Below are 23,285 nucleotides of genomic sequence, written 5' to 3'. Positions count from 1 at the left end.
GCCGGCTCCTACAGGGGTTTGTGTTGACCACAATTGATCGGTACGCAGGTGGTCATGCAGGAGCTGGCTTGCCAGCGAAGAGGCCCTTCCAGTCGACATCATTGTTGGCTGAAAGGACGCCTTCGCCGGCAAGCCGGCTCCCACAGGTTTTTGTGTCTGGCCAAAAAATTGAGTCGCTGCACGGACACTGTGGGAGCCGGGCTTGCCCGCGATGATGGCAGTACCGGCTACAGAGATCTCCTGTCGATCATTACTCTGACCGTAACGATCCGTCTCCCTGCTTGATTGATGCCCCCACCCAACACTCCTAATGTGACTCCCACGACAGCGAACCCGTGGAGTGGTCATGACAACAACAATATCCCCCGACTCGCGATGGACGCGGCGGCGCAGCGAAAAGCAGCGGCGTCTCGCGCTGGTGCGAGATCTCGCCGACGGTGTGGTGTTGCCCACCGACAAAATCGTGGCGGCGCTGGAGGCCTTGATCCTGCCCGGCGACCGTGTGGTGCTGGAAGGCAATAACCAGAAGCAGGCGGATTTCCTCTCGCGCTCCCTGGCCAAGGCTGACCCGGGCAAGCTGCATGACCTGCACATGATCATGCCCAGCGTCGGTCGCGCCGAGCATCTGGACCTGTTCGAACGCGGCATCGCCCGCAAGCTCGACTTCTCCTTTGCCGGCACCCAGAGCCTGCGCATCAGCCAGTTGCTCGAAGACGGCCTGCTGGAAATCGGCGCGATCCACACCTACATCGAACTCTATGCGCGACTGGTGGTGGACCTGATTCCCAACGTCGTGCTCTCGGCCGGTTTCATGGCCGACCGCGCCGGCAATATCTACACCGGCCCGAGCACCGAAGACACTCCAGCATTGATCGAACCTGCCGCCTTCAGCGACGGCATTGTCATCGTCCAGGTCAATCAGTTGGTGGACGATGTCAGTGACCTGCCGCGGGTCGACATCCCGGCCTCCTGGGTGGACTTCGTGGTGGTGGCCGACAAACCGTTCTACATCGAACCGCTGTTTACCCGTGATCCACGGCACATCAAGCCCGTTCACGTGCTGATGGCGATGATGGCGATCCGCGGGATCTACGAAAAGCACAACGTCCAGTCCCTCAACCACGGCATCGGTTTCAACACCGCCGCCATCGAACTGATCCTGCCGACCTACGGTGAATCCCTCGGCCTGAAGGGCAAGATCTGCCGCAACTGGACCCTCAATCCGCACCCGACCTTGATCCCTGCGATCGAAAGCGGCTGGGTCGAAAGCGTGCATTGCTTCGGCACCGAACTGGGCATGGAAAACTACATCGCCGCCAGGCCAGATGTGTTCTTCACCGGTCGCGATGGCTCCCTGCGTTCCAACCGGATGTTCTGCCAACTGGCGGGGCAATACGCGGTGGACCTGTTCATCGGCGCGACCCTGCAAGTCGATGGCGACGGGCATTCCTCTACCGTGACCCGCGGCCGCCTGGCCGGTTTCGGTGGTGCGCCGAACATGGGCCACGACCCGCGCGGTCGTCGCCACGGCACGCCGGCCTGGCTCGACATGCGTCTCGACGATGCGCCCGAAGCGTTGCTCGAACGCGGCAAAAAGCTGGTGGTGCAAATGGTCGAGACCTTCCAGGAGGGTGGCAAACCGACCTTCGTCGAAACCCTCGACGCCGTCGAGGTGGCGAGGAAAAGCGGCATGCCGCTGGCGCCGATCATGATCTACGGCGATGACGTCACGCACCTGCTGACCGAAGAAGGCATCGCCTATCTATACAAGGCTCGGTCCCTTGAAGAACGCCAGGCAATGATTGCCGCTGTCGCCGGGGTGACGGTCATCGGCCTGCGCCACAACCCGAAAGACACTGCGCGCATGCGCCGTGAAGGCCTGATCGCCTTGCCTGAAGACCTCGGCATCCGCCGCACCGACGCCACCCGCGAATTGCTCGCCGCCAAAAGCGTGGCCGACCTGGTCGAGTGGTCCGGTGGCCTGTACAACCCGCCCGCCAAATTCAGGAGCTGGTAATGCACGCATTCAACCTGCAACCCAAACCGCTGTCACTGGCCGAAAGCCTGGCGGACCTGGCGGTGGACGCGCTGATCGACGAAGCCGACCTGTCGCCAAAACCGGCGCTGGTCGACCGTCGCGGCAATGGCGCTCATACCGATTTGCACCTGGGACTGATGCACGCTTCGGCGCTGTCGCTGTGGCCGGCGTTCAAGGAAATGGCGCAAGCGGCCAGCGAGTTTGGCGAGGTCGGTTTGCCGCTGCGCGAAGCCATCGGGCGGATCGGTCGGGAAGGGGAGCAAGCGATGCTCGCCACCACCAAAGGCGTCAATACTCATCGCGGAGCGATCTGGGCCTTGGGTTTGTTGGTCACTGCCGCCGCGCTGGAACCTGAATCCACGACCCCAGGCGCGATGGCTTTGCGCGCCGCACGCCTGGCGTTACTCGATGACCGTTACGCGCCGCATCCGCTCAGCCACGGCGCACAAGTCGCCCAGCGTTACGGTGCTCGTGGCGCTCGTGAAGAAGCGCAGCTGGGGTTCCCGGCGGTGATTCAACGGGCGTTGCCGCAACTCAAACGCAGCCGTGCTGCCGGCCATGGCGAGCAGAACGCCCGGCTCGATGCCTTGCTGGCGATCATGAGCAGCCTGGCCGACACCTGCGTGCTCTACCGCGCAGGCGAAACGGGCCTGCAGACCATGCAGCTCGGCGCCCAAGCGGTGCTCGAGTCGGGTGGCAGCGCCAGCCTCGACGGCCGCCGCCGTTTGCATGAGCTGGACCACCAATTAATCGCATTGAACGCCTCGCCCGGCGGCGCTGCGGACTTGCTCGCCGCCTGCCTGTTCATCGACCGTATCGAGTCGGGCCACGGCGTCAACCAGGGAGCCTTCTGATGGAAACCTTATCTTTTGAATTCCCCGCCGGCAGCCGCCACGCGGTCGCACGCTGGTGGGTTGTGTCGGCTCGGGCGATCTGGAAGTGCTGATCGAACCGGGTCAGGCCGGCACGCTGACGATCAAGGTGCAGACCTCGGTCAATGGCGCCGAACAGCGCTGGCAGCATCTGTTCGCGCGGATGTTCGACGGCCAGAACCCACTGGCGATGGCGATCGATATCCATGATTTCGGCGCGACCCCTGGCGTGGTGCGCCTGCGTCTGGAACAAGGCTTCGAGGAGATTGGCCATGACTGACAGTGCAGCCCTCCTTAAGCCATACCTGCAAAGACGCAGCTTCGTCGAACTCGGTGCCCGGCAACGGGCGAAAGCCTTGCTCGATGCCGGCACCTTCCGTGAATTGCTCGACCCGTTCCAGCGCGTCATGTCGCCCTGGCTGTCGCGCCAGGGCGTGGTGCCGCAGGCCGATGACGGCGTGGTGATCGCCAAGGGCAGCATCGCCGGTCTGCCGGTGGTGATCGCGGCCATCGAAGGCGCATTCCAGGGCGGCAGCCTCGGTGAAGTCGGCGGAGCGAAGATTGCCGGTGCACTGGAACTGGCCGCCGAAGACAACCGCAATGGCATTCCCACCCGCGCCGTGTTGCTCCTGGAGACCGGCGGCGTGCGCTTGCAGGAAGCCAACCTCGGGTTGGCGGCGATTGCCGATATACATGCCGCGATTGTCGATCTGAGCCAGTACCAGCCGGTGGTCGGCGTTGTGGCCGGCAGTGTCGGTTGCTTCGGCGGGATGTCGATTGCCGCCGGGTTGTGCAGCTATTTGCTGGTGACCCAGGAAGCGCGGCTTGGCCTGAACGGTCCGCAGGTGATCGAACAGGAAGCCGGGCTTGAGGAATACGACTCCCGTGACCGGCCCTTCATCTGGAGCCTGACCGGTGGCGAGCAGCGTTTTGCCAGTGGCTTGGCCGATGGTTTTGTCGCCGACGATGTGGCGCAGATTCAGCAGCAGATCAGCCAGTTGCTGCAACAGGGTTTACCAGCTCAGCAACGCAGTCGACAGGCCGAACTGTTCCTGCAACGGCTGGCCCGCCTGGATGCCGAGCCGCAAATCGAGCCGGCGACGGTTCGCGATCTGTATCAAGGAGAGCGCTCATGAGTTCGTATTCCCTGAGAGGCCTGACCTGGTTCAACGCCTTGAGTGCAGGCGCTAAACCGGTTGAGGGTTTGCCGGCTTCGTTGAAGGTTGCCGATGGTGTTCTGGGTGATCGTTGCGTTCGATTCATCGCCGTAGTCGCCGACCCCGACAACCGCTTCGTCCGCGCCCGTAATGGCGAGGTGGGTCTGCTGGAAGGTTGGGGCCTGGCCAAGGCTGTGGATGAAGCGATCGCAGCCGATCTGGATAAAACGCACAAACGCGCCTTGATCGCCATCGTCGATGTGCCCAGTCAGGCCTACGGTCGACGCGAGGAAGCGCTCGGCATTCATCAGGCCCTGGCCGGGGCGGCAGACAGTTATGCCCGTGCGCGCCTGGCCGGCCACGCCGTGATCGGCTTGCTGGTGGGCAAGGCAATGTCCGGGGCGTTTCTGGCGCATGGTTATCAGGCCAACCGGCTGATCGCCCTGCGGGATCCGGGGGTGATGGTGCATGCGATGGGCAAGGCTTCGGCGGCGCGGGTGACCTTGCGCAGCGTCGAAGAACTCGAAGCACTGGCCGCCAGCGTGCCGCCGATGGCGTATGACATCGACAGTTACGCGAGCCTTGGGTTGCTCTGGGAAACCTTGTCGGTGGAACAGATCGAGCAACCGACCGCGGCGGATCTGACGCGGGTGACTGAATGCCTGACCCAGGCGATTGGCGATGTCGCCACCAGTGGCCGAGACCTGAGCAGCCGCTTGGGTGCGACCAACCGCGCGGCGTCGAGCCAGGTTCGCCAATTGCTGAGAGAGCAGTGGTGAACACGCTACTGGCCCACGATCTGCTCTGGGGGATGACCCCGGAGCAGTTGCCTGCGGATGCGCCTTCGTGGGTGATCGAGTCGATCAGTGCGGGTCAACCGGTGGTGGTTCGGCGTGCGTTGAGCGCGGCGGATCACATCGCAGTCGGCGTGCGTGGGCGGTTGCGTGAGCAGCGGTATGCAACGGTGATGTCGGTCCATGCGATTCAGCGTCAGGTACGGCCGGAAGCGCTTTGCAATGTCTCGATTGATCGGGATTTGCCGGCAGTGCGCGCGCTCAATCAACTGCGGCGGATGCTCGATTCCTGTGAGTGGGTGTGGGGTGTCAGCGGCAGCGCCGGGTTTGAATTGGCCAGCGGGTTTACCGCCGTGCACGAGCACAGCGACCTCGACCTTATCCTGCGTACACCGCAACCTTTGGAGCGAACTCAGGCGCAGGAGTTGGTGAAGCTTTTCGATGCGGCGGAGTGCTTGGTGGATATGCAACTGCAAACGCCAAACGGCGCTGTCGCCCTGCGCGAATGGGCCGGTCCCTCGAAACGGGTCCTGCTAAAAAACGCCAGTGAAGCCTGTTTGGTAACCAACCCCTGGAACCCGCAGGAGCAAGCAGCGTGAGCAGTTTGCTGGTGTTCCCAGGCCAGGGCGCGCAGCAGCCGGGCATGCTTCATCGTTTGCCTCGGGAAACAGTGATCGAGGCGAGTGAAGTCCTCGCGGAAGACGCTTTTCTTCTGGATTCAGCCGAAGCGCTGAAGTCGACAAGAGCGGTTCAGCTCTGCCTGCTGATCGCCGGCGTCGCGGCTTCACGCCAGTTGTTAATGACGGCGGATTACGTGGCGGGATTGTCTATCGGTGCTTACCCGGCGGCAGTGGTTGCCGGTGCTTTGAGTTTCAGCGATGCGCTGCATCTGGTCAGTCTGCGCGGTGAGCTGATGCAACAGGCTTATCCACAAGGCTTTGGCATGACGGCAATCATCGGTCTGGATCTGGCCACGGTGGAAAGTTTGCTGGCAAAAGTTCACAGCGATGCCACGCCGGTTTACCTGGCCAATATCAACGCCGATAACCAGGTGGTCATTGCCGGCAGCGATGGCGCGATGAAAGTGGTGGCCGAGTTGGCGAAAAGTCACGGCGCAGGTCTGGCCAAGCGTCTGGCCGTCAGCGTGCCGTCCCACTGCCCGCTGCTGGAAACCTCTGCGAAAACCCTGGCCGAAGCCTTCGCCAGGGTGCAGCTGAAAACACCGACGCTGGGCTACCTGAGCGGCAGTCGCGCCCGGCCCGTGATCGATACCGAAGCCTTGCGCGACGACCTGGCGTTCAACATGTGCCGCGTGGTGGATTGGCGCGGCACGGTACAAAGCGCCTACGAGCGCGGCGTACGGCTACAGATCGAACTGCCGCCCGGTGCGGTGCTGACCGGGCTGGCGCGCCGGGTGTTCGAGCAGGGCACGGTGATTGCTTTCGACGGTGCACGGCTCGATACCTTGCAGGCGCTGTTGCGTGAGGAGGGAAGCCGCCAACCCTAGATCACTGACTCAGGCCTTCGAACAACAAAAACAACATTCGACGATGCATTTTGAGGACGACAATAATGATTATTTACGGTGTGGCGCTGTTGGCGATCTGTACGCTGGCAGGGGTGATCATGGGCGACATGCTTGGCGTGTTGCTGGGGGTGAAATCCAACGTCGGCGGCGTCGGGATCGCGATGATCCTGCTGATCTGTGCCCGGTTGTGGATGCACAAACGTGGCGGCATGACCAAGGATTGCGAGATGGGCGTCGGCTTCTGGGGCGCCATGTACATTCCCGTGGTGGTCGCGATGGCCGCGCAACAGAACGTCGTCACCGCCCTGCACGGTGGTCCGGTGGCGGTGCTGGCGGCGATCGGTTCGGTGGTGATCTGCGGCTGCACCATTGCGCTGATCAGCCGGACTCACAAAGGCGAACCGTTGCCCGATGAACCAGCGGACATAACGCCGGTTGGCGCACCTGCAGGAGGTCGCTGATATGTGGGATCTCATTGAAAAAGGTCTGGAACATAACGGTCTGGTGACGGCGTTCGCCTTCGTCGGCGTGATCATGTGGGTGTCGGTGGTGTTGTCCAAGCGACTGACGTTCGGCCGCATCCATGGTTCGGCGATCGCCATCGTGATCGGGCTGGTGCTGGCCTGGGTCGGCGGCACCATGACGGGCGGGCAAAAAGGCCTGGCGGACTTGACCCTGTTTTCCGGTATCGGTTTGATGGGCGGTGCGATGCTGCGGGACTTTGCGATCGTGGCCACGGCCTTTGAAGTGCAGGCCACCGAAGCGAAAAAAGCCGGGTTGATCGGGGTCATTGCCCTGCTGCTGGGCACGATCCTGCCGTTCATTGTCGGCGCGAGCATTGCCTGGGTGTTCGGCTATCGCGATGCGATCAGCATGACCACCATCGGCGCTGGCGCGGTGACCTACATCGTCGGGCCGGTGACGGGGGCGGCGATTGGCGCGAGTTCCGATGTGGTGGCGCTGTCGATTGCGACCGGGTTGATCAAGGCCATTTTTGTAATGGTCGGCACACCGATGGCGGCGCGCTGGATGGGGCTGGATAACCCGCGCTCGGCGATGGTGTTTGGTGGGTTGGCCGGGACGGTGAGTGGCGTGACAGCCGGGCTGGCGGCGACAGATCGGCGGTTGGTGCCTTATGGCGCGTTGACCGCGACCTTTCACACCGGGCTGGGGTGCTTGCTCGGGCCTTCGCTGCTGTACTTCATTGTTCGCGGGATCATGGCCTAGCCCGCTGGATCTTTGCTGACTGTACCGACGCCTTCGCCAGCAAGCCGGCTCCTGCATGGGATTGCGCGCATCCTGTAGGAGCCGGCTTGCTGGCGAAGGGAGCGGCGCGGTCTCAAGCTTGGCGATTGGCATACATCCGACACTCCGCCAGCAACGCCAGCAAATTCGGATCCCGCTCCTTGGCCTTCAAGAACACCACGCCAATGTGTTGCTGCAACCGATACTTTTCCTGCAACGGAATCAGCTTCACCCGGTTCTCGTACACCGCCGCGATCCGCCCCGGCAGCAACGCATAACCCACCCCCGAACTGACCATGCTCAGCAAGGTGAAGATGTCGTTGACCTGCATCGCCACCTTGGGCTCGAACCCCGCCTGCTCGAATACCCGTTTGCCGTCCTGATGCGTGGCGAAGCCTTGGGTCAGGGTAATGAACGTCTCGTCGCGCACTTCGGCCAGATCCACTTCGGTTCGTTGGGCGAACTTCGAGTCCGCCGGCGTAGCCAGGAAGATATCGTCGGAAAACAGTGGGATCTGCTCGCAATCCGGGTCGTTGATGCTTTCGTCCAGTGACACCAGGATCGCATCGACCTCCATGTTCTTGAGCTTGTACAACAGGTCGAAGTTCGAGCCGAGGATCAGGTCGATGTTGAGCTCGCTGCGCCGGATCTTCAGGCCCATGATCAGCTGCGGCACCGTTTTCACCGTCAGCGAATACAACGAGCCGAGCTTGAAGCGCTCGGCGGAGAACCCGGCCGCTTCCCGGGTCAGTCGCACGGTTTCGACCACGTCCTGAATCAGCTTCTGCGCCCGTTCTTCCAGCACATAAGCGCTTTCCAGCGGTGTCAGGTTGCGGCCTTCGTGCTTGAACAGCGGGCAGCGCAGGGCGCTTTCCAGGGAGTGGATCGCCCGGTGCACGCTGACATTGCTGGTCTGCAATTCGGCCGCGGCCCGGGCCAGATTGCCGGTGCGCATGAAGGCCAGGAACACCTCGAGTTTTTTCAGGGTCAACTCTTCGTCGATCAGCATGATGCAGACTCTTATTCGAATGGCTCGATTGTGCCCAATTCCCGAGGCTCACGCTTGCTGCCCTTCGTAGGAGCTGGCTTGCCAGCGAAGGCGTCCTGAAGAACACCACCAGTCTCGAAGTCCTTTCGCCAGCAAGCCGGCTCCTACAGGGGGGACTTGCGTGCTGAAACATTGCGCTTTTAGTCTCAAGGCCTGAGCCTTGCGCGATGTTGCAACTAATTTCGAGGTGAGCAACACATGTATCACGGGGAAAGATTCAACGCCTGGACGCATCTGGTCGGGGCGGTAGCGGCGTGCGTCGGGGTGGTGTGGATGCTGGTGATCGCCGGCATGGACGGCAGTCCGTGGAAAATCGTCAGCGTGGCGATCTACGGATTCACCTTGCTGGTGCTCTACAGCGCGTCGACCGTTTACCACAGCGTTCGCGGCCGCAAGAAAGAGATCATGCAGAAGGTCGATCACTTTTCGATCTACTTGCTCATTGCCGGCAGTTACACACCGTTCTGCCTGGTGACCCTGCGCGGGCCCTGGGGTTGGACGTTGTTCGGGCTTGTCTGGGGGCTGGCGCTGATCGGCATCCTGCAAGAGATCAAGCCGCGTTCGGAAGCGCGGGTCTTGTCGATCGTGATTTACGCGGTGATGGGCTGGATCGTGCTGGTGGCGGTCAAGCCGTTACTGGCGGCATTAGGCAGTACAGGTTTCGCCTGGCTGGCATCTGGCGGCGTGCTGTACACCGTGGGCATTGTTTTTTTTGCGCTGGATAGTCGTTTGCGCCATGCGCACGGGATCTGGCATCTGTTCGTGATCGCCGGGAGTCTGCTGCACTTTGTGGCGATCATGTTTTATGTCTTGTAGACCGCGTCGCTGCCATTCGCGAGCAAGCCCGCTCCCACATTAGATCGGTATGTTGCTGAAGATTTGTGAATCACCACAAATCCCCTGTGGGAGCGGGCTTGCTCGCGAAGGGGCCCTAGAAATCGCCCCAAAGCTGCTGGGCCACCGCCAATGCCACTACCGGCGCGGTCTCGGTACGCAACACCCGAGGGCCGAGGCGGGCGGCATGAAACCCGGCAGATTGCGCCTGATCAACCTCCGCATCCGACAATCCACCCTCCGGCCCGATCAGAAACGCCAGCGTCGCAGGTCTGGCATGACTGACCATCGGTTCGGCCACCGGATGCAGCACCAGCTTCAACTCTGCTTGAGTCTGCTTCAACCAATCGGCCAATAGCAGCGGCGGGTGAATCACCGGCACCCGTGAACGTCCGCACTGCTCGCACGCGCTGATTGCAACCTGGCGCCAATGCATCAGGCGCTTGTCGGCGCGCTCGTCCTTGAGCCGGACTTCGCAGCGGTCACTGAAGATCGGGGTGATTTCAGTCACGCCCAGTTCGGTGGCTTTCTGGATTGCCCAGTCCATACGCTCGCCACGGGACAGGCCTTGGCCGAGATGGATCTGCAGCGATGACTCGACTTGTCCGCTGAAGCTTTCATCGATCCGCACCACGACGCGCTTTTTGCCGACCTCTACCAGCGTGGCGCGAAACTCGTGGCCCGAGCCGTCGAACAATTGCAGCGCGTCACCCTCGGCCATGCGCAGTACGCGGCTGATGTAATGGGCCTGGGCTTCGGGCAGTTCGTGCTCGCCGGTGCTCAGGGGGGCGTCGATAAAGAAGCGGGACAGTCTCATGCGGGTTCTCTGGAGAAAAGGTGTAATCGTCTGAAGGTCGTGTCGACCTTATCGCTGGCAAGCCAGCTCCTACAGGATTTGTGTTACCGCAATTTTTGTGCACGACATCTAACCTGTAGGAGCTGGCTTGCCAGCGAAGGCGGCAGTCCAGGCACCCACAAGCTCAAGTGAAATCAATCAACCCGGATCACGGAAACCCGGATGAAAGTCCTTGGGCACCGAAACACTGACGCTATCACGGGTCGCAATGTCGATGCCTTCACTGGCCACTTCCGCCAGGAAATCGATCTGCTCCGGCGTGATCACGTAGGGTGGCAGGAAATACACCACGCTGCCCAACGGTCGAAGCAAGGCACCACGCTCCAGCGCATGCTGGAACACCTTCAAGCCGCGACGTTCCTGCCACGGATAAGCTTCCTTGGTGGCCTTGTCCTTGACCATCTCGATCGCCAGCACCATGCCGGTCTGGCGCACTTCCGAGACGTTCGGGTGATCAGCCAGGTGAGCGGTGGCGGAGGCCATGCGCTGGGCCAACGCCTTGTTGTTCTCGATGACGTTGTCTTCTTCGAAGATATCCAGCGTCGCCAATGCCGCCGCACACGCCAGCGGGTTGCCGGTGTAGCTGTGGGAATGCAGGAAGGCGCGCAGGGTCGGGTAGTCGTCGTAGAACGCGCTGTAGACATCTTCAGTGGTCACGCAGGCCGCCAGCGGCAGGTAACCGCCGGTCAGGGCCTTGGACAGGCAGAGGAAGTCCGGACGGATGCCGGCCTGTTCGCAGGCGAACATTGTCCCGGTGCGGCCGAAGCCGACGGCGATTTCGTCATGGATCAGGTGCACGCCATAACGATCGCAGGCTTCGCGCAGCAATTTGAGGTACACCGGGTGGTACATGCGCATGCCGCCGGCGCCCTGGATCAGCGGTTCGACGATCACCGCGGCCACGGTGTCGTGGTGCTCGGCCAGGGTTTGTTCCATGGCGGCGAACATAGTGCGTGAGTGTTCTTCCCAGCTCATGCCTTCGGGGCGCAGGTAGCAATCCGGGCTCGGCACCTTGATGGTGTCCAGCAGCAAGGCCTTGTAGGTTTCGGTGAACAGCGGCACATCGCCCACCGACATCGCCGCCATGGTTTCGCCGTGGTAGCTGTTGGTCAGGGTGACAAAGCGCTTCTTGTCAGGCTGGCCGCGGTTGAGCCAGTAGTGAAAACTCATTTTCAGCGCGACTTCGATGCAGGACGAGCCGTTGTCGGCGTAGAAGCACCGGGTCAGTCCCTCGGGCGTCATCTTTACCAGGCGCTCGGACAGCTCGATCACTGGCTGATGGCTGAAACCGGCGAGGATCACGTGTTCCAGCTGATCGACCTGATCCTTGATGCGCTGGTTGATTCGCGGGTTGGCGTGGCCGAATACGTTGACCCACCAGGAGCTGACAGCGTCGAGGTAACGTTTGCCCTCGAAGTCTTCCAGCCACACGCCTTCACCGCGCTTGATCGGTATCAGCGGCAGTTGCTCGTGATCTTTCATCTGGGTGCAGGGATGCCACAACACCGCGAGATCGCGTTGCATCCACTGATTATTAAGGCCCATGTTCAGTCTCCTCGAGGCGGTCCGTGACATCTGCGGACATACAATCGCGCAAGCCTATGCAATGCGCGTCCCCGGAACAACCCATTGCGCCGTTTGAGCTACTTTATATAGGACGAAAGACGTCACTGGCGGCCTTTTGATAGCTAACGTATTCTTCGCGGTTCTTTGGGTCGTCTGACTCGTAAAACCGCTATTTCCTTGTGTATTTTCGGAGTTCTCTGAATGTCTGCTGGTTGGCTGCGCGCCTGTGCGCTGGTGATGTTGGGGCTGTTCAGCGTGTCTGCGCTGGCCAAGGATAAAACGGCGATCGTGATCGGCGGCGGCCTGGCGGGCCTCACGGCTGCGTATGAGCTGCAGAACAAGGGCTGGCAGGTCACGTTACTGGAGGCCAAGCCGAGCCTGGGCGGCCGCTCCGGCATGGCGACCAGCGAGTGGATCGGCAACGACAAGACTCAGCCGGTGCTGAACAAATACGTGTCGACGTTCAAGCTGGGCACCACGCCGGCCCCCGAGTTCGTGCGCACGCCGGGCTATTTGATCGACGGCGTGTATTACTCCGCGGCCGATCTGGCCACCAAGGACCCGACCACGGCCGAAGCGCTCAAGCGCTACGAGAAGACCCTGGACGATCTGGCGCGCTCGATCGAAGACCCGCAGAACCCCTCGGCAAACAGCACGCTGCATGCGCTGGATCAGATAAACGTTTCCAACTGGCTCGACCGGCTGACGTTGCCAGCGACCGCCCGCCAGCTGGTGAACCAGCAGATCCGTACCCGCTATGACGAACCATCGCGCCTGTCGCTGCTGTACTTCGCACAGCAGAGCCGGGTGTACCGCGGCGTTTCCGACCGTGACCTGCGTGCCTCACGCCTGCTCGGCGGTAGCCCGGTATTGGCCCAGGCCTTTGTCAAACAACTGAAAACCATCAAGACCAGCGCCCCGGTCTCGGCCATTATCCAGGACAAGGACGGCGTGACCGTCAAAGTCGGCAGCGTCGGTTATCAGGCCGACTACGTCGTCGTGGCCGTGCCGTTGCGCGCCCTGAACAAGATCCAGATGACCCCGGCGCTGGATGCCCAGCACCTGGCCGCGATCAAAGGCACCAACTACGGCTGGCGCGACCAGATCCTACTGAAGTTCAAGACACCGGTGTGGGAAAGCAAGGCGCGCATGTCCGGCGAAATCTACAGCAACACCGGTCTGGGCATGTTGTGGGTCGAACCTGCACTGAAGGGCGGCGCCAATGTGGTGATCAACCTGTCCGGCGACAACGCTCGCGTCATGCAGGCCTTCGGCGACAAGCAGATGGCCGATCAGGTATTGATCCGCCTGCACGCTTTTTATCCACAGGCGCGCGGTTCGTTCACCGGTTATGAAATCCGCCGCTACAGCACCGACCCGTCGATGGGCGGCGCTTACCTGGCCTTCGGTCCGGGCCAGATCAGCAAGTACTGGCGGCTGTGGGAACGTCCGATCCAGCGTGTAGCTTTCGCTGGCGAACACACGGACACCTTGTACCCGGGCACCCTGGAAGGTGCCTTGCGCACGGGGCAGCGGGCGGCCAGCCAGGTGGAAGACCTGGCGGCGGGCAAATCCTTCGAGCCTGCGAAGGTTGTTCCGGCGGCGGCCGCTGTAGCGGCTGGTGCAGTGGCGGCGAAGAAGGGCAACTTCTTCAGCAACCTGTTTGGTGGTTCGGATGACAAGCCAGCACCGGTCAAGGCGCCTGAACCAGTCGCTCCGGTTGCACCGGCTCCAGCGCCAGTTCCGGCTCCTGCGCCAGCGGCTGTTGAAGCACCAAAACCGGCGGCACCGGTGAAGGCCGAACCGGCGAAAAAAGCGCCGGCCAAGGCACCGGTGAAGAAGCCTGCGGCCAAAACCGAGGCTAAAAAGGCTCCGGCAAAGAAAGCTGAAACGGTGAAAAAGCCAGCGGCCAAACCGGCGGCGACCACTGAGACCAAGGCTCAGTAACGTTCAGGGGTAAAAAAAGCGCGGCTCAAGGGCCGCGCTTTTTTTTTGCTCATTTATCAAGCATGTAACACCCCGGTTTTGCCTGCGCGGCGCCCTGGAGTCGCCAATCCACGATCCGGGTCCTACACGCCTCAGCGATATATCGGATGCTTCCCACAAAGAAATCGGATCGAAATGATAGATAGCGCCTGACCTTAAATTCTATGTTCTTCAAAAAACTGGAGAGCATCATGAAAGCACTGGCGGCAATAATAATATTGATAGCCATATCTGGCTGTGTAGATGGTCGTCAAATGACAACAAATGGCACTGAACTAGCGCACAAATGCCAGATAGATCCGTACCACCATGATTGCTTGCAGCCCCCTTCAATCTTCCATAATTAGAATGCGCTGACGGCCAGGTCGGCCAGAAGGCTGTAGCCACTGAGGCCATGGCGAAGGGGGCTTCCCGTACACCCGATTTTTCCTCGACTACCACTAACATCCAGCCACAAATTCGCCTTTAATCCTTCCTTAACTCACCTATCTCAGACTCTTGATCGTATTTCTCGATATTTCAAAGCGAAATTTTCCGCTTTAAATCGATAGATAACTCGATAGTCTTGGTCGCAGTTCTCACGGGATTTGGGCAATGCAGCTACGTAACTCTTCTTCGCGCTACGGTTGGATCAGCGTGTTCATGCACTGGGGTGTGGCGCTGGCAGTCTTCGGTCTGTTTGCGTTGGGCTTGTGGATGGTCGGTCTCGACTACTACAGCACCTGGCGCAAAGACGCGCCGGACCTGCACAAGAGCATTGGTCTGGTGCTGTTCGCCGTCATGCTGCTACGGGTGCTGTGGCGTTTTATCAGCCCACCGCCGCCGGCGCTGCAAAGCTACAGCCGCATGACGCGCATTGGCGCCACGTTCGGCCATGCGTTCCTCTACCTCAGCCTGTTTGTCGTGATGATTGCCGGTTACCTGATTTCCACCGCAGACGGTGTCGGGATTCCGGTGTTTGGCCTGTTCGAAGTTCCTGCGCTGGTGTCCGGACTACCGGACCAGGCAGACACCGCCGGTGTGATTCATTTCTATCTGGCGTGGGTGCTGGTAATTTTTTCCGGCCTCCATGCGTTGGCAGCATTGAAGCACCACTTTATCGATCGTGATGCGACCCTGACGCGAATGCTGGGCCGCAAAGCTTGAAATTCAACCTCGACTCCAAAGGAATAGAAAGCATGTTGAAAAAGACCCTCGCCGCTCTGGCAATCGGTTCTGCTGTGCTGTCCGCAAACGTAATGGCGGCTGACTACGTTGTCGACAAGGAAGGCCAGCACGCCTTCGTCGACTTCAAGATCAGCCACCTGGGCTACAGCTACATCACCGGTACCTTCAAGGATATCGACGGCAAGTTCAGCTTCGACGCTGCCAAGCCGGAAGACAGCAAGATCGAGTTCAACGTGAATACCGCCAGCGTGTTCACCAACCATGCCGAGCGCGACAAGCACATCGCCAGCAAAGACTTCCTGAACGGGTCTAAAGCCAAGTTCGTCTCCACCAGCGTCAAATCCACCGGCAAAAACGCCGATGGCAAAGACACTGCCGACGTAACTGGCGACCTGACTATCCTTGGCGTGACCAAGCCGATCGTGGTCAAGGCCACTTTCCTGGGTGAAGGCAAGGATCCATGGGGCGGCTACCGTGCCGGCTTCGAAGGCACCACCAGCATCAAGCGTTCGGACTTTGGCAAGCAAAAAGACCTGGGCCCAGCGTCCGATGCGGTCGAGCTGTACGTTACGTTTGAAGGTGTGAAAGCGAAGTAATGCTGAGACTGTAGGAGCTGGCTTGCCAGCGAATGCGACATCTGCGACATCTGCGGCACCGCAGAAACCGAGTTGCCCCCTTCGCCAGCAAGCCGGCTCCTACAAGTAATACATAAAAAAAATGCCCCGGATCGCGAGATCCGGGGCATTTTTTATGGCAGTGCTAAATCAGCGGTTGCGAGTCAGCAACGCTGGTTTTTCACCGCGCGGACGGCCTGGCAGTTGATCAAGTTGTTCAGGTGTCGGGAAACGATCGGTTTTCGACTCCTTGTGAATGATCTTCGGTGCCGGGCGCGGGGGTTTTGCACGGCCGGTTCCGAGAGCGGCTTGTCGTCGCTACGGGCCGGGCGGCGGTTGCGGGACTCTTCGCGACGGGCCTGGCCGTCACGTGGAGCACCATTGCGCGGGCCGCTGCGCTTGGCCGGTGGCGTGCCGGTGGTGGCGCCGTCACTGCTGCGTGGACCGCTTTGGCGACCCTGAGGCTTGCCGCCGCGCGGAGCGCTGCGCCTGCGCCAGCTGCCGCGCCTGGTGCCGGAGCACCCGGACGACGACCGCGGCCTTGAGCCGGTTTGGCTTGAGGCACGTAGTCGACGCGGTTACCGAAGTTATCGATATCGTCGTCCAGGAACTCGTCCGGCGCACGATCAGCGGCGGCGCGAGGGGCCGGGCGCTGCTGTTCGCGGGCCGGGGTGCCTTCGCGTGGCTTCTGTTCACGGGCCGGACGCTCGCCACGGCCAGCGGCCGCAGGTTTTTCCTTGCCGCCCTTGTCCTTGCCTTTGTCTTTACGACCGCCGCCACCGCCAGTGCCGTTCGGACCGTCGCCGCGCGGGCCACGTGGGTTGCGCGGGTTACGCACGTCCGGACGCTCGCGAACTTCAGGTTTTTCGGCTTCCACTGCGCTGGAATCGAAGCCCATCAAGTCGCCGTCGGCGATTTTCTGGCGGGTCATGCGCTCGATGCTTTTCAGCAGTTTTTCTTCGTCCGGAGCGACCAGCGAGATCGCCTCGCCCGAACGACCGGCACGGCCAGTACGGCCGATACGGTGCACATAGTCTTCGTCGACGTTCGGCAGTTCGAAGTTGACCACGTGGGGCAACTGGTCGATGTCCAGACCGCGAGCGGCGATGTCGGTGGCGACCAGGATGCGCACTTCACCGGCCTTGAAGTCGGCCAGGGCTTTGGTGCGGGCGTTCTGGCTCTTGTTACCGTGGATCGCGACGGCGCTGAGACCGTGTTTGTCCAGGTATTCGGCCAGGCGGTTGGCGCCGTGCTTGGTGCGGGTGAACACCAGCACCTGTTCCCAGGCACCGGCGGTGATCAGGTGCGCCAGCAGCGAACGCTTGTGGTTGGCAGGCAGACGGAATACGCGCTGTTCGATACGCTCGACCGTGGTGTTCGGCGGCGTGACTTCGATGCGTTCCGGGTTGTGCAGCAGCTTGCCGGCGAGGTCGGTGATGTCTTTGGAGAAGGTCGCCGAGAACAACAGGTTCTGACGTTTGCTCGGCAGACGGGCCAGGACCTTTTTCACGTCATGGACAAAGCCCATGTCGAGCATGCGGTCGGCTTCGTCCAGCACGAGGATTTCCACGTGGGACAGGTCGACGCTGCCTTGGCCGGCGAGGTCGAGCAGGCGGCCGGGGCACGCCACCAGCACGTCGACACCGCGGGACATGGCCTGAACCTGCGGGTTCATGCCAACGCCGCCGAAGATGCAGGCGCTGACGAACTTCAGGTCACGGGCATAGACCTTGAAGCTTTCATGCACCTGAGCCGCGAGTTCGCGAGTAGGGGTCAGGACCAGGACGCGCGGTTGGCGCGGGCCGTGGCGCTGGGACTTGTCCGGGTGACCGTTAGGGAACAACCGCTCCAGGATCGGAAGGGCGAAGCCACCGGTTTTACCAGTACCTGTCTGTGCCGCAACCATCAGGTCGCGACCTTGCAACACGGCGGGAATGGCCCGCTGTTGCACCGGAGTAGGCTCGGTATAGCCCGCTGCCTCGATGGCGCGGACTAAAGCCTCGGAGAGACCGAGGGAAGCAAAGGACATGAGTAATCCTGTTCTAGTTAGGGCTTGGCCCAATGGGAGTCTTGCCTGGCGCGAATGGCGTTTAAGGGGACGCAATCCCGTCCGGTCCTGCTGGGCCTCGAAGGCTCATCTGGAGCGCTCGCGCGGGCTGAAAGCTGCGCTGTAGCGGGATCGAGATGCCTTGAACGAGTCCGAGCGTCCGGGCGTGAGCCTGGCGGGAAGGCCGGAGTATAACAGAGCAATCACTGCGCGCCGCTTTCCTGCTGCTCAACGGTTTTGCGGGTCGTGACCGCGGCCCCGGCGGCCTTTGCGCCCGTTGCCGGGCTGGCACCATAGCGGGCGCTCAATTCAGCGTAGGCGGGTTCGCGCTTGAAGCGCTTGAGCTCGGCGCCGAAGCGCTGTATCAGCAAGTCCATGCCCGCGTTGCGCCGCACCGCCAGGAACTGGCTTTGCTGGCTGATGACGACCGGGTTTTCGGTGATCTTGTCGCGAATCTTCAACTCGTCAAGCAAATGCTGGCCAACCCGGCGGTCGGTAATCAGCAGATCGATCCGCCCGCGCACCAGTTTGCCGAAGTTGGCTTCATGACTCGGTGCCGGCTCCCGGGTAAATAGCGACGATTCGCGAAAATCCTTGCTGTACAGATAACCCGGCGAGGTGCCGACGGTCAGGCCGCGCAATTCTTCCAGGGTCCGAAACGGATGGGGTCGGGCGTTGGCATAGAACATCACGAACTCGACTTCCGAGAGAGGTTCGCTGGGGTAGAGAAGGGTCGCGTCGCGTTCATCGCTGTGGAAGATATCCAGCGCGCCGTCCGCCTGACCTTGTTCGAGCATCGACAGGCAGCGTTTCCACGGCAGGAACTGCCAGTCGACTTCTATCCCCAGGCGCTTGAAGACAATGGCCGTGGTTTCGTAGTCCAGGCCTTGGGCTTTGCCGTTTTCTTCATACACATAAGGCGCCCAGGGTTCGGTGACAATGCGCAGTTTCTCGCCCCGGGCAGCGAAGCTCAGGCAAGTAAAAAGCACGGCTGTCAGCAACTGGGAGATAAGGGGCATGGCCTGAGGTTAGTACTCTCAAGGCTTAATGAGAAGCGCTGGCATGCCTGTTTCACGCTGACTGTCAGGGAATTGTGCGCCAGGCCTCTATTTGCAGGACGAATTGAGCAAATGGTCGTGAATGGCTTTGCATCGGCTGCCCAGGATCAGCTGCACCAGTTCCCTGTCGAACCAGCGTTCGAGCAAGCGCTGAGTGACCGGCTTGCCAAGGCGTTCCTCCTGGTTCTGCAACGCTTTTTCCCACCATACCGGTCCACACGCCTGGTCGAACTCGTTGGGGTGTTCATAACAGCCGTAGAGGATTTCGCGGATGAACTGACGCAGATGGGCGGGCAGTGCCAGGGTGATGAGCTTGTAGAGCAATCGCTGGCTCCGAGGCGGTCGCGGCAGGTGCATCGTCACCCGGCGAGTGTCATCCAGTGCCGCCTGACTGGTCGGGTTCCTGGCGTGTTTGGCAACCCAGGCTTTGACTTTGGCCCTGAACAGTTGCTTGCGGCTCCAGTAGTGATGGATCAGGTCCGGGCACTTTTTGACCTGCATGCTGCGATAGGCCGCGACCGACAGGCAGAACTCCTCAAGGGTATAAGCCCCGCGTGCCATGGGAAACAGTTCGTCGATCAGGGCAATGGAGTGGTCAAGCACTTGAGCGTCCTGCTGATGCAGGCCGATCACGCCGGAGTTGAGCAGCATCATCTGATCGTCCGCCAGGCCTCTGTCCCTGAGCGTGGTCGACAGCGCACTGTAGAGCATATTTTCTTTATTGGTGCCGTATCGGGTGTAGTAGTCGTTGCACAGCAGGGTGCCGGGTTGCACGCGATCGAACAATTCGACCGGTGAGCGATGAAAAAAGGTGTCGGTGTCGATCAGCAAAGCGACTGGCGACTCCTCGAGCACCTTGCGCAAGGCGACATGCTTGGCTCGAAAATGATAACCGTGGGGTGCGTTCCAGCGTTGGCGAGTAGCCTCGTCGAGTATGCGCACGCGGACCGGCAGGCGCGCGTAGGGCTGGGGATTGTCGCAGAACACCTGGATGTCGAGTTCTGCCTGGGGTGTCTCGCGCAGCCAGGCCAGAGCACTGGCGATGCTGAACAGTGCTTCCTGGTGGTAGGTCTCGGCGCCGAAAGCCAGGTAAACCAGTTGCGGGCGCGATGGGGATAGCTCAGTCATGGGGAACAACTTTCCATGGGCTGTTGAATGTAAAAGACCCTCAGAAGAGGGCCTTTGGGTACGGCGTGGTCACTGTCAGCGCGGTAGCTTCAAGTTGTTCCACACGGCCAGGCTCGCCTCGGCCTGGTTAAGGGTATAGAAATGCAGCCCCGGTGCGCCGCCCTGCAATAAACGTTCACACATTTCAGTAATGACCTGCTCGCCGAAACGCTGAATGCTGGCGGTGTCGTCACCATAGGCTTCCAGCTGCTTGCGGATCCAGCGCGGGATTTCCGCACCGCAGGCGTCGGAGAAGCGTGCGAGCTTGCTGTAGTTGGTGATCGGCATGATGCCCGGCACGATCGGGATGTCCACGCCCAGCGCCCGTACACGCTCGACGAAGTAGAAGTAGCTGTCGGCGTTGAAGAAATACTGGGTGATCGCACTGTCGGCGCCAGCCTTGGCCTTGCGCACGAAGTTGGCGATATCGTCTTCGAAGTTGCGCGCTTGCGGGTGCATTTCCGGGTAAGCGGCGACTTCGATGTGGAAGTGATCGCCGGTTTCTTCACGAATGAATTCAACCAGGTCATTGGCGTGGCGCATTTCGCCACTGGCCATGCCCATGCCCGAAGGCAGGTCACCGCGCAGGGCGACGATACGGGTGATGCCGGCGGCCTTGTATTGCGTCAGCAGGCCGCGCAGGTCGTCCTTGCTGTCGCCAACGCAGGACAGGTGCGGTGCGGCAGGCACTTTGACTTCGCTTTCGAGCTGCAACACGGTGTTGAGCGTTCGATCACGGGTCGAACCGCCAGCGCCGTAGGTGCAGGAGAAGAAATCAGGGTTGTACTTGGCCAGCTGACGAGCAGTGGCGAGCAGCTTTTCATGCCCAGCATCGGTCTTCGTAGGGAAGAACTCGAAGCTGTAGCGACGGTCTTGGGACATGGTCATATCCTTGGAAACGCATGAGGCGGACGCTGGCCCCCCTGTAGGAGCGAGCTTGCTCGCGAAAAACGTCAGGGCAACGCGTTATTCCAGACAGCACGCGTTATCGTTAACGTCCATCGCGAGCAAGCTCGCTCCCACAGTAGAGCCGACCTATCAGTAACGGTAAGCGTGCGGCTTGAACGGGCCTTCGACCGTCACACCGATGTAGTCGGCCTGGGTCTTGGTCAATTGAGTCACGACGCCGCCGAAACCGCGGACCATTTCCAGGGCCACTTCTTCGTCGAGCTTCTTCGGCAGTACTTCAACAGTCAGGCGCTCGGCTTTCTGGGCTGGCGACAGGTCGGCGTACTTCTGGCCGAACAGGAAGATCTGTGCCAGCACCTGGTTGGCGAACGAACCGTCCATGATGCGGCTTGGGTGGCCGGTAGCGTTACCCAGGTTAACCAGACGGCCTTCGGCCAGCAGGATCAGGTAGTCGTCGTTCTGGGCATCGAATGCGCCAGGACCGGTACGGTGGATCTTGTGAACCTGTGGCTTCACTTCTTCCCATGCCCAGTTCTTGCGCATGAAAGCGGTGTCGATTTCGTTGTCGAAGTGGCCGATATTGCAGACAACGGCGCGCTTCTTCAGGGCTTTGAGCATGTTCGAGTCGCAAACATTGACGTTGCCGGTGGTGGTCACGATCAGGTCGATCTTGCCCAGCAGCGCTTTGTCGATGCTTTCTTCGGTGCCGTTGTTGATGCCGTCGATGAACGGCGAAACCAGCTCGTAACCGTCCATGCAGGCTTGCATGGCACAGATCGGGTCGACTTCGGAGACCTTGACGATCATGCCTTCCTGACGCAGGGACTGAGCGGAGCCCTTGCCCACGTCACCGTAACCGATGACCAGCGCTTGCTTGCCGGACAACAGGTGGTCGGTACCGCGCTTGATCGCGTCGTTCAGGCTGTGACGGCAGCCGTACTTGTTGTCGTTCTTGCTCTTGGTCACCGAGTCGTTGACGTTGATGGCCGGGATTTTCAGCTCGCCCTTGGCCAGCATGTCCAGCAGGCGGTGAACGCCGGTGGTGGTTTCTTCGGTCACGCCGTGGACGCGGTCCAGGATCGCCGGGTATTTCTTGTGCAGCAGCTCGGTCAGGTCGCCGCCGTCGTCGAGGATCATGTTGGCATCCCATGGCGCGCCATCTTTCAGGATGGTTTGCTCCAGGCACCACTCGTACTCTTCTTCGGTTTCGCCTTTCCAGGCATAAACCGCGATACCGGCAGCGGCGATAGCGGCAGCGGCCTGGTCTTGAGTCGAGAAAATGTTGCAGGACGACCAACGCACTTCGGCACCCAGGGCAACCAGGGTTTCGATCAGCACGGCAGTCTGAATGGTCATGTGGATGCAGCCGAGAATCTTCGCGCCTTTGAGCGGCTGCTCACCGGCGTACTTGCGGCGCAGACCCATCAGGGCTGGCATTTCGGATTCGGCGATGATGGTTTCGCGACGACCCCAGGCCGCCAGGGACATGTCGGCGACTTTGTAATCGTTAAAATCTGCAGGCGTGATAACAGCGCTCATGATGAGCCTCCATTCGTAATGTATGCGAATGGGCGCCGTTGTGCGTTTAGTGTCTGGCCGTGGCCAGGCAACGCCCCATCCGAGCCTGACAGGTCGAACCTGCTGCAGCGCCCCTCGGACAGGTGGCGGGAAAACGGTATCAATGGAACGTTACCGTTTTGAAACGGTGGCGATTATAGCCGTGTGAGCGATACTTCCAAAGTGTTTCTGTTGATCAATGTCTGAACGGTTATCGAGACCATAGTTGAAGCTTAATAGAGCTCCAGGTCGGGCTCTGCCATGATGCCCACCATCATTCGGCAAGACGCTCAGGAGTGAATATGAATTTCCACACCCGCAAATGGGTAAAACCCGAAGACCTCAACCCCAATGGCACGCTGTTCGGCGGCAGCCTGTTGCGCTGGCTCGACGAAGAAGCGGCGATCTACGCGATCGTCCAGCTGGGCAATCAGCGCGTGGTCACCAAGTACATTTCCGAAATCAACTTCGTCAGCGCCTCGCGCCAGGGCGACATCATCGAGCTGGGCATCACCGCCACCGAGTTCGGTCGCACCTCGATCACCCTCAAATGCGAAGTGCGGAACAAGATCACCCGCAAAAGCATCCTGACGGTGGACAAGATTGTCTTCGTCAACCTGGGCGAAGACGGCTTGCCCGCCCCCCACGGCCAGACCGAGATCAAGTACGTTAAAGATCAGTTCAGGGACATGGACATGGACATGGACATGGACATGGACATGGACAAGGACAAGGACGAGTAATGCGAGTCCGTAGGAGCTGGCTTGCCAGCGAAGGCGCCCTCAGCATCACTACAGAAACCCCAGAAACCCCAGAAACCCCAGAAACCCCAGAAACCCCAG

At 60.8% G+C, this 23,285-nt stretch carries 20 protein-coding genes, 2 pseudogenes and 1 riboswitch; of the genes and pseudogenes, 14 read left to right on the top strand and 8 right to left on the bottom strand.

Annotation, left to right across the window (positions count from 1 at the left end; genetic code table 11):
• Positions 1-346: 346 nt before the first annotated feature.
• The 9 genes and pseudogenes from mdcA to madM all read left to right on the top strand — a co-directional run bounded on the left by mdcA (position 347) and on the right by madM (position 7,616).
• Entirely contained in the window at positions 347-2,017 is a 1,671-nt protein-coding gene (gene mdcA / locus BZ163_RS09515) for a malonate decarboxylase subunit alpha (protein ID WP_128870694.1), read from the top strand.
• A complete protein-coding gene (locus BZ163_RS09510; protein WP_128870693.1) occupies positions 2,017-2,892 on the top strand; it encodes a triphosphoribosyl-dephospho-CoA synthase in 876 nt (291 codons plus the stop codon). Before mdcA ends, BZ163_RS09510 begins: the two co-directional genes overlap by 1 nt.
• A pseudogene (locus tag BZ163_RS09505) lies at positions 2,892-3,190 on the top strand (malonate decarboxylase subunit delta). Before BZ163_RS09510 ends, BZ163_RS09505 begins: the two are co-directional and overlap by 1 nt.
• Complete coding sequence (locus tag BZ163_RS09500) at positions 3,183-4,046, top strand: biotin-independent malonate decarboxylase subunit beta (RefSeq protein ID WP_128870692.1); 864 nt, start codon at positions 3,183-3,185, stop codon at positions 4,044-4,046. The pseudogene BZ163_RS09505 and the gene BZ163_RS09500 overlap by 8 nt, the downstream one beginning before the upstream one ends.
• Complete coding sequence (mdcE, locus tag BZ163_RS09495) at positions 4,043-4,846, top strand: biotin-independent malonate decarboxylase subunit gamma (protein WP_128870691.1); 804 nt, start codon at positions 4,043-4,045, stop codon at positions 4,844-4,846. Before BZ163_RS09500 ends, mdcE begins: the two co-directional genes overlap by 4 nt.
• Positions 4,840-5,460 (top strand): malonate decarboxylase holo-ACP synthase, encoded by a 621-nt coding sequence (locus tag BZ163_RS09490; protein WP_128870690.1) that lies wholly within the window; start codon positions 4,840-4,842, stop codon positions 5,458-5,460. Before mdcE ends, BZ163_RS09490 begins: the two co-directional genes overlap by 7 nt.
• A complete protein-coding gene (gene mdcH, locus BZ163_RS09485) occupies positions 5,457-6,368 on the top strand; it encodes a malonate decarboxylase subunit epsilon (protein ID WP_128870689.1) in 912 nt (303 codons plus the stop codon). The genes BZ163_RS09490 and mdcH overlap by 4 nt, the downstream gene beginning before the upstream one ends.
• Before the next feature lie 65 nt (positions 6,369-6,433).
• Positions 6,434-6,850 (top strand): malonate transporter subunit MadL, encoded by a 417-nt coding sequence (gene madL, locus BZ163_RS09480; protein ID WP_128870688.1) that lies wholly within the window; start codon positions 6,434-6,436, stop codon positions 6,848-6,850.
• A 1-nt stretch (position 6,851) separates the two neighbouring features.
• A complete protein-coding gene (madM, locus tag BZ163_RS09475) occupies positions 6,852-7,616 on the top strand; it encodes a malonate transporter subunit MadM (RefSeq protein WP_128870687.1) in 765 nt (254 codons plus the stop codon).
• A 112-nt stretch (positions 7,617-7,728) separates the two neighbouring features.
• Here the strand turns inward: madM and BZ163_RS09470 are convergent, their stop codons facing one another.
• Positions 7,729-8,643 carry a LysR substrate-binding domain-containing protein gene (locus tag BZ163_RS09470; RefSeq protein WP_128870686.1) on the bottom strand — a complete coding sequence of 305 codons (915 nt, stop codon included), beginning with the start codon at positions 8,641-8,643 and terminating at the stop codon, positions 7,729-7,731.
• A gap of 237 nt (positions 8,644-8,880) precedes the next feature.
• Between BZ163_RS09470 and BZ163_RS09465 the strand changes: the two genes are divergently transcribed.
• A complete protein-coding gene (locus tag BZ163_RS09465; protein WP_128870685.1) occupies positions 8,881-9,498 on the top strand; it encodes a hemolysin III family protein in 618 nt (205 codons plus the stop codon).
• Positions 9,499-9,613: 115 nt separating this feature from the next.
• Here BZ163_RS09465 and BZ163_RS09460 read toward each other — a convergent pair whose 3' ends face one another.
• Together BZ163_RS09460 and BZ163_RS09455 are read right to left on the bottom strand one after the other, a co-directional pair.
• Positions 9,614-10,333, bottom strand: a complete 720-nt coding sequence (locus BZ163_RS09460; protein ID WP_128870684.1) for a 16S rRNA (uracil(1498)-N(3))-methyltransferase — start codon at positions 10,331-10,333, stop codon at positions 9,614-9,616.
• Between the two features lie 177 nt (positions 10,334-10,510).
• Complete coding sequence (locus BZ163_RS09455; RefSeq protein ID WP_064680226.1) at positions 10,511-11,917, bottom strand: adenosylmethionine--8-amino-7-oxononanoate transaminase; 1,407 nt, start codon at positions 11,915-11,917, stop codon at positions 10,511-10,513.
• Between the two features lie 222 nt (positions 11,918-12,139).
• Between BZ163_RS09455 and BZ163_RS09450 the strand changes: the two genes are divergently transcribed.
• The 3 genes from BZ163_RS09450 to BZ163_RS09440 all read left to right on the top strand — a co-directional run bounded on the left by BZ163_RS09450 (position 12,140) and on the right by BZ163_RS09440 (position 15,687).
• The gene (locus tag BZ163_RS09450) at positions 12,140-13,885 is read left to right on the top strand and encodes a flavin monoamine oxidase family protein (protein WP_128870683.1); all 1,746 of its coding nucleotides are present in this window, start codon (positions 12,140-12,142) and stop codon (positions 13,883-13,885) included.
• 633 nt (positions 13,886-14,518) lie between these two features.
• Positions 14,519-15,070, top strand: a complete 552-nt coding sequence (locus tag BZ163_RS09445) for a cytochrome b (protein ID WP_128870682.1) — start codon at positions 14,519-14,521, stop codon at positions 15,068-15,070.
• Positions 15,071-15,102: 32 nt separating this feature from the next.
• Positions 15,103-15,687: a YceI family protein gene (locus BZ163_RS09440; protein WP_128870681.1), complete on the top strand. Its 585-nt coding sequence runs from the start codon at positions 15,103-15,105 to the stop codon at positions 15,685-15,687.
• Positions 15,688-15,855: 168 nt separating this feature from the next.
• On the opposite strand, the pseudogene BZ163_RS09435 reads toward BZ163_RS09440, so the two are convergent.
• The 5 genes and pseudogenes from BZ163_RS09435 to ahcY all read right to left on the bottom strand — a co-directional run bounded on the left by BZ163_RS09435 (position 15,856) and on the right by ahcY (position 22,425).
• Positions 15,856-17,734, bottom strand: a pseudogene (locus BZ163_RS09435) (DEAD/DEAH box helicase).
• 221 nt (positions 17,735-17,955) lie between these two features.
• Positions 17,956-18,771, bottom strand: a complete 816-nt coding sequence (locus tag BZ163_RS09430; protein ID WP_128870680.1) for an ABC transporter substrate-binding protein — start codon at positions 18,769-18,771, stop codon at positions 17,956-17,958.
• An 87-nt stretch (positions 18,772-18,858) separates the two neighbouring features.
• A complete protein-coding gene (locus tag BZ163_RS09425; RefSeq protein WP_128870679.1) occupies positions 18,859-19,938 on the bottom strand; it encodes a hypothetical protein in 1,080 nt (359 codons plus the stop codon).
• A 75-nt stretch (positions 19,939-20,013) separates the two neighbouring features.
• Positions 20,014-20,859, bottom strand: coding sequence for a methylenetetrahydrofolate reductase [NAD(P)H] (metF, locus tag BZ163_RS09420; RefSeq protein WP_128870678.1), 846 nt, complete (start codon positions 20,857-20,859; stop codon positions 20,014-20,016).
• Between the two features lie 156 nt (positions 20,860-21,015).
• On the bottom strand, positions 21,016-22,425 hold the full coding sequence (ahcY, locus tag BZ163_RS09415) for an adenosylhomocysteinase (protein ID WP_128870677.1): 1,410 nt from the start codon (positions 22,423-22,425) through the stop codon (positions 21,016-21,018).
• A 23-nt stretch (positions 22,426-22,448) separates the two neighbouring features.
• A riboswitch (S-adenosyl-L-homocysteine riboswitch) is annotated at positions 22,449-22,547 on the bottom strand.
• 198 nt (positions 22,548-22,745) lie between these two features.
• Between ahcY and BZ163_RS09410 the strand changes: the two genes are divergently transcribed.
• Entirely contained in the window at positions 22,746-23,186 is a 441-nt protein-coding gene (locus BZ163_RS09410; protein WP_128870676.1) for an acyl-CoA thioesterase, read from the top strand.
• Positions 23,187-23,285 lie beyond the last annotated feature (99 nt).

Origin of the sequence: Pseudomonas sp. VI4.1 (assembly GCF_002029345.1) — a bacterium.
GTDB lineage: Bacteria > Pseudomonadota > Gammaproteobacteria > Pseudomonadales > Pseudomonadaceae > Aquipseudomonas.
This window is presented reverse-complemented; position numbering and strand designations above follow the sequence as displayed.